This is a genomic window from Photobacterium andalusiense (assembly GCF_900185625.1).
GTDB lineage: Bacteria > Pseudomonadota > Gammaproteobacteria > Enterobacterales > Vibrionaceae > Photobacterium > Photobacterium aquimaris.
This window is the reverse complement of sequence record NZ_FYAJ01000019.1, coordinates 1-7,811: the sequence shown is the minus strand read 5'-3', so window position 1 is coordinate 7,811 and position 7,811 is coordinate 1. Positions and strand designations below refer to the sequence as shown.

General features: G+C 43.3%; 1 protein-coding gene. It reads right to left on the bottom strand.

Annotated elements, in window-relative coordinates:
- A partial coding sequence (locus tag PAND9192_RS19905; protein WP_234999230.1) for an L-type lectin domain-containing protein occupies positions 1-7,811 on the bottom strand: 7,811 nt, incomplete at both ends.

Genomic DNA, 7,811 nt, shown 5'->3' with positions numbered 1-7,811 from the left:
CTGTACAGGAGTAACAGCCGTCAGAGTATAATTAGGATCCGTAACCGCTTTCGTTACATAGAGCTGATCACACGTTGCTGTTGTAACCAAGTCAGATATAAAGATACGGTAATCTTCCACTTCGCCATTTGGCGCTTCACCTACAGGGGTATTACATTCAGTACCAGAGCAGACTCGTACTCGCATATAGGTATACCCCATACTAGCACCAGCAGGAACCGTCACTGGATATGTTAATCCGGTGTTCGCTGTAACCGCTGCAGCACTGATAATTTGCTCATCAGTATCACTCCAATCACCATTACGGTTCCAATCAATCCAAGCGTAGACATTAACAGTAGTTAAATCAGAGCCAGGATCAAGCGTAGTTGAGATCGTGACATTTTCATTGGTTCCTGGTTTCATCGTTGTATTCAACGTGACGCCATCTTCATCATTCGGGGTATTCGTTATATCATCAGCAGTAGCGGCGGGGTTCTGTAAGGTACCATCATCAGTATCCCATTCAGTGCCTAATGTAATGTCCACTTGACCATTATCATTACTGTCGTAACGCATGTGCATCGCGCCATTATCATCTTTACGAGTATTGTAATTATCAGTATCAATACCATTACTATTATCTGGCGCATCACCAAAATCATATTCACTAAAGGTAATTGTTTGCTCTAAAATACAGACTTTCTGAAGGTTCTTAAACCCTCCTGTTGCACCGGTGAAGCCATAATAAACATTACTATCACCATTAAAATCATCGGTAATAAAATCACGATTTAGCGATTCTTTTAAGTTCCCATCAAAGTAATAAGTAAATGTAGTCGTTGTTGGGTCCCAATCAAAGATAACTTCGTGATATTGACCATCTTCTATATTACCTAAATCATGAGTAGTGGTACCGATAAGCGTAAATGGTACTGATGCAGGGTCATAAATCGTTGTATGATCATTTACAATATCAAGGTAATTCGCACCATTATTAAAGGTATCAAAATCGACGGTTACTGCAGGATTTAAGCCCAGAGCACCTAATCCTCCTCCCTGTATACCAATCGCTTGATTCCCATTAGGCACATTTTGTAAAGTAAAGGTGACGCCATCTGCACCCGCATTATTGCTTCCTAAATAAATACCAAAACGTAACCTAAAGGATTCAGATAAATTAAACTTATCCGTGGTCCAGAATGCCCCTTTTTGACTAGTTAAATCTCGTGTAATAATGATCTCATTAGTCGCATTATCAACATAAGAGTCGGCAGTCGACACCATAGTAAATTGAGTCCCTAGCGATAAACAGCTGAGGTCAGTCAAGGCAATCAGGTTATCTTCAACCTCACCATCATCAGCAATCCCATTGATAGTGTTACAGTTACCACTATTGGTGCAGTAACGAGTTCGAGTCCAGAATTCGGTCCCCGAGGTCGAACTCGACGCAGGTATCGGTAAAATATTATTCCCAGCTACTACCGCCATATCATTAATAGATTGCTCACCACTATCATTCCAATCACCATCATTATTCCAGTCTGTCCAGACTGACACGTAACCATCATGAGTAGCATCCAATTCAATGTTTGAACCCACTATGTTCAAACCGGTACTTTGGATCTGATTATATAAGGTAATGGTTGAACCGCTTTCATCATCACCATTACCACCACTACTGACGGCTAAATTATCGCCATCCGTCGTTGTATAATGGGTCTCATCGACATCAACGCCGACACCAATGTAATTACTGCGTACGTAGTGGCTTGCCATGCCAGCCGCCGCATAACTCATTGGGGCATCGCCATAATCTTGAGTTGAAATTAAGTGATCTTCAATTTCACCATTCGAGGCTTGGCTATTTATCTCGTTTTGCGTCAATACATTAGTCGTAATACGTAACCGGACATACAACTCGCCACTACCAGCGTCATCAGCAACAGTAAAGGTTAAACTCGACGCTCCATCAGATGTCGCATCAGTATCATTACAAGGAGCAGAACTGAACTCGCCTGACTCTGAAACATCACCATTAACATTGAAGTCGATCCAGCCATACACGGTCGCGTCTAAGTCAGTGATACCATCATGATCATTACACACCACATCCAAGGTTAATGTGCCAGAGCCTCGAGCATATACAAGTATGGATGTAAAGGCATCTTCATCACTCGGTGTGACACCTTTGGTGTCATCATCACTGGCATTACCGTTATCATCGCTGCCATCACCAAAGCCATCACTATCAGCATCACCCGCCACATTACCAAGGTAAATATAAGGACTTCCTGTTGCGTGACGCGGTCCACCATTGGCTTCTAGGGTCATGAAGCCTGCACTTTCAGGGGCATCACCATAATCGTATTCAACATCTAGCGTGACTTGGTGATCTTCCACTTCACCATCATTGGCAAGTCCATGTGGCGTAGAACAGTCAGAAGTATCGCGGCAAATACGTACCCGTAAATAACTAATACCCGCTAAGACATCGCTTGGAACATCAAACGTCAATTGCTTATTGGTATCATCATCAGCCGAAGTTAAGGCAATCGGTATTGCGGCTTCTGTTGCTGAATCAAAGACACCATCACGATCAAAGTCTATCCAACCATATAAGGTCGCATTAGCATCAGTGTGTACACGTGTCGTCAATTGCACTGGAATACTCGGTTGTGCATTGATTACTGTCGGAATCGTCACACCATCTTCATCACCACTCACCGCATCATCGTCTGTTGCATCGCCACTATTATCGATACCATCAACAAAGCCATCAGCCTCGTCATCAGGGGCGACCGCACCGAGATAAACCACTGGGGCTAATTCAACAATGTGTAACGGTCCAACGCCTTCTCCTGCGGCATCCACGCGATCTGTTCCGTAACTTTCAGGTGCATCCCCTAAATCACCTAACCCGATTGCGAGCAGATAATCCTCAACTTCACCATCTATGGCACCTCCCATCCAATCGGTTGCGGTTAATGTATCAGTGGTTAAGCGCACACGAATATAACTCATACGATGAGGCGCTAATGTCACCCCACTTAATCCTGTCCATTCGAGGGTAAATTGCCCTTGTTCAGTTCCTGTTGGGACTGGTTTATATTGCGCTTCACTCGCATCAAATTGATTATCTTGATTAAAATCGACCCATGCCCAAAGGTTTGCTTCAACACCCGTATTATTCGTCGCTTCAATAATCACGCTATAGGTTGCATCTCCTATCGCAACAGGCAGTAATATATTGATGCCGTCTTCATCATCTGGGCTGGTATTGGCATCATCGCTACGAGCCAATATATCGGGCGTTGCATCAACTTCACTATCTGCAACTTGATCACCTAAATACAAATCAGGGGTAATAACATGATAAGCCCCATTGGTAGCAAAGGCTGTTTTGTATTCATCCAGTGCGTCACCAAAATCAACGTCACCAACCACAATACGATGATCTTCCACCTCACCATTAGTGGCAGCACCAAAGGAGCGCGGATCTTCCTCGCTACCCATGGCACTATCAAGGAGTACATCAGAAGTAATACGAATGCGGAGGTAATAGTTACCGTTAGTCAGTCCTGATAATGAAGGCCATGTCACCACTTGTGGCTGAGCATTTGTGCCATCACTTACAGTGATCACCCCTTCATCAATCAACTCATCTTTATCAAAGCGGTTATTCTTATCCCAATCAATCCACGCATAGAGATAACTGTCAGTACCTAGCGTATTGGTCGCCACAATATCAAGCTGATAACTTGTATCGGAATCCAGTAGTTTAACAAACTGAACCCCATCTTCATCATTCACGCCACCAACAGGATCGCCCGGTGTATCATCGTCTTTTGCTATTAATGATAAATCTGTACCGTCACCCCATGAGCCACTGTCACCATCTGGTTTTTCCATACCAAGATAAGTTTGTTCAGCGGCTAATGATGTACCATGGCTGGCCTCTTGATACGGTGAAGGGGCATCGCCATGATCTGGCATGAGCGACGTTCGCCAATCGACTTCTACATTATTATAGGATGGATAACGATTCAAGAAACCAGCAGGCGATGTGATAGTCGTATCAACAACGAAGTTAACGCGCCCCCATTCTGTCGATGAAGGTGGCGGCAGGATCGCATCATCAATACCATCCAAATTGCTATCGATCCCTGACAGCGTAAAACTTGCCTCATCAGTATCATCGGTTTCTGTATTATCTGAATCCGTATCTAAGGTGTCTGTCTCACCTAAACTATCACTATTAACCGGAATTAAACCAACGCTAACCGTTCCATTTATATTGCCCGTATCTGCATCATAGGCATCATCCAAACCATCCTGATCAATATCGGTAATTAGATGACTTTCATTACTTGGAGGAATATAGCTAGAAGTAGCCTGAGCTTCGAGATTATCGGGTATGCCATCGTTATCACTGTCAAGATCGAGGTGATTAGGTATTCCATCGCCATCAGGATCAATAGATGAAGGTGATGTACAATACGTTTGACCTGATGCACCACCTAAATTAATGGTTAACCCTTGATTTCCGCCCGCATATTCATTGATATAAAGTCGTAACTTATCACCCTCATCAAATTGAATATTGCTAACACCAGGTGAAGGTGATGTCCATGCAGCAGTACAGAACAGTAAGGTTTCTGTCCCATTTTGAGCAACCTTGATTCCCATCTTACTATCGTGTGTTGTACCTGATGGTAAAAGGTCATAAAGACCTACCTCTCCTGCATTAAAAGTATGTTCATGACGAACGATCCAATGCGAACCCGTTGGATTACTTCCTGTAACATTACCGCCATTGCTATTTAATGTTGCCAGTAAAGTTGATGCTCCACCGTTATACCAATCAACTTTTAATTCTCCAGGGAACTCATTCATCGTGCCAGATGCTATTTCAGAGACAGATGCAATACCTAATTGATCACCACAATTCGGACCACTACCACCTTGATATACTTTTATGTCCCAAGCACTTTCAAATATCGGGGTATTCGAACATACATACCCTTCAACAGTATCTAAAATACCGTCGTTATCATCATCAATATCAATATCATCAGTAATGCCGTCTTTATCTGTATCTGTTGTTGATGGACTAGCAATACTAGGGTGTTCATAAGTAAAGCTAACAGGGTAATCTTCCACTTCACCATCGCTAGCTACGCCAATAGCGCGGGTATCTTGATCGCTCCCCGTCGCTCCTGTGGTTAAGCTATCAGTGGTAATACGCGCACGAACATAGCGTGTACCTGTGGTTAATCCAGATAACCCCGACCAAGTGATATTTTCAGTTGTTGCTCCTATACCCGCTGAAATAGTGGCGGTTTGATATTCATCAACATCAAAGCTACCGCTTCCATCGCTGTCTAGCCAAACATGTAAATAGGCATCTTGCGTTGGGTGATCATTAGTTGCCGCAATCGTTAATGAATAGCTTGTATCAGTAACATCAATCATCGGTACAACAGCAATACCATCTTCATCATCGACACCGTTAATTGGATCTCCAATAGTATCGTCATCGCTGGCATTGCCGTTATCATCAATACCATTGCCCCAATCGGTATTTTCGTAGTCAATAACACTACCTAATTGCACTACATCATTATTAATACCATGTGATGCACTACCATAACTCGCTGGCGCATCACCATAGTCACCATCGGCGACACCAATGATATAGTCTTCAACTTCACCTTTTGACGCATAACCACCCGCATCGTTGGCTGTGATACCATCACTACTTGGCATTAAGCGCGCACGAATAGCATAATTACCCACCGTGGCATTAATGATTGGCCATGTCAGTACAACATCTGTTGCAGTATTATTACTGGCTAATCCGGTTTGACTTTGCGCTTCGCTGGCATCAAAGGTTCCACTACGATCCCAATCGACCCATACAATCACATCAGCTGTATTGCCACTGTTATTAAACACATTGGCAGTAATGCTAAAGCTGGTTGCACCCACAACCAGAGTATTAAAAGCTAATCCATCTTCATCGTCAGTTGCGGTTAAATCATCACTATCAGCATTTGCACTAGCGGTCGGAGAATCAATATCAGGCTCTTCTGTTCCAAGATATAAATTACTGGTTGCAACATGGTAAGGACCACCACTGGCAAATGATGTCATGTAAGAATCGGGCGCATCACCACCGTCATAAATACCCCCTTGAACCCCGACAATTTTGTAATCCTCAACTTCACCATCACTAGCTGAACCAAGCTCACTATTGGTATCAATGGCATCAGTTGTAATACGGAAACGTGCATAGTAAGTGGTGCTATTAACAAGCGTGCCAGCCAAATTAAAGGTAAGGGGGTAATCTGTTGCGGTGGTATTGGCAGGCACCACTTGGGTGATCCCTTCTGATGCCTCAAATTGACCGTTGCGATTGAAATCAAACCACGCCACTAAATTTGCATCAGTCGATTTATCATTGGTCGCATTAACGGTGACAGTGTAGGTATTTTCACCACTAAAGGCAGGGCTTAAAGTAACACCATCGTCTACATCGCCTTCAGCATTGGTCGATACAAATGCATCGGTTTCTAATGTCGGTGCATCGCCTAAATACAACTCACCATTGTTTGTATGACGAGGGCCATTAAATTGATAGGCGGTTGAATAATTATTGGTAGCTTGAGCCACACTGGTATCAGGTGCATCACCAAAATCGACTTCAACCAAAGGGCAGCGAGAGTTAACGTTACTCGTATCATTTAGCCAATTATTACGAGCATTAAATGCAGTCGCATCTTCATAATAATCATAAGCAAAGTCAGCAACCTCCTGATACACCGCAGCATTATGGCTCCAATAACTAGGTGTAAAGAAGAATTGACGTTCACCTGAGCCTATATATGGTCCCACTTGGCCTTTAGGGAAAGAATACCCCCCTGTAGATGTCGGGTTATAGGGAATTAACCACGCCATTGCATCCACGTTATTACACGAATCGCCTACGGTTGGTAAGGTATACAATACATTACGATGATCGATACCTGTCACGGTTGATAATGAGCCTGTTGTCTGCACTGGCGTTGTTTGTACCAATGCACCCGCAGACGTTGAAGGATGGAACGAAGGCAGCATATTTCCCCCGTTATAACCAGCGAATGCGGTCGCTGCAGCGCCAGGGAATCCCATTTGTTGAAGAATATAGGCGTTAAGTCGCTCTGTTGAATCAGTGAATTTGCCACCTTCAACAATCGTTAATAAAATACCACCTTGGTTACGATAGGCGATTAATGCATCTATTTCAGCCACACTATCATTACTGGTACTATTAGATCTATCATGCTGATACAGCACCATTTGATAATCTGTTAAAGTAAAGTCAGTAGTAATATCATCGGTAGGCACTAACACATCATAAGTAACATTGCCGATACCGTATTTATTTTCAAACACACCAATCGTATCAAGATTACTAGTATGACCTTCAATACGATATTCAATGACTCCCGCATTTTGTTGAATAAGTAAATGGAACGTCACTTTATGATGATGATCTTCTACCTCACCGTCACTCGCTCCACCGAGTGCTCTTTCATCTACATCTGCTGTACCTACATTATCAGGTTGAGTGATATTTAAATCATCGGTGGTTAAGCGTAAGCGAACGGCACTCGCACCCACACCACCACCTGTACTACCGGATATATTTGTCCAATTTAATGTCACATTGGCATTATTAGTGCCATCAGGCACAGCAACTGAGGTCATTTCATCTGCTTGAAATTGCCCATCAGCATCATGATCGACCCATGCATATAAGGTGGCAGCACCGCCTGTAGTATTAGTCA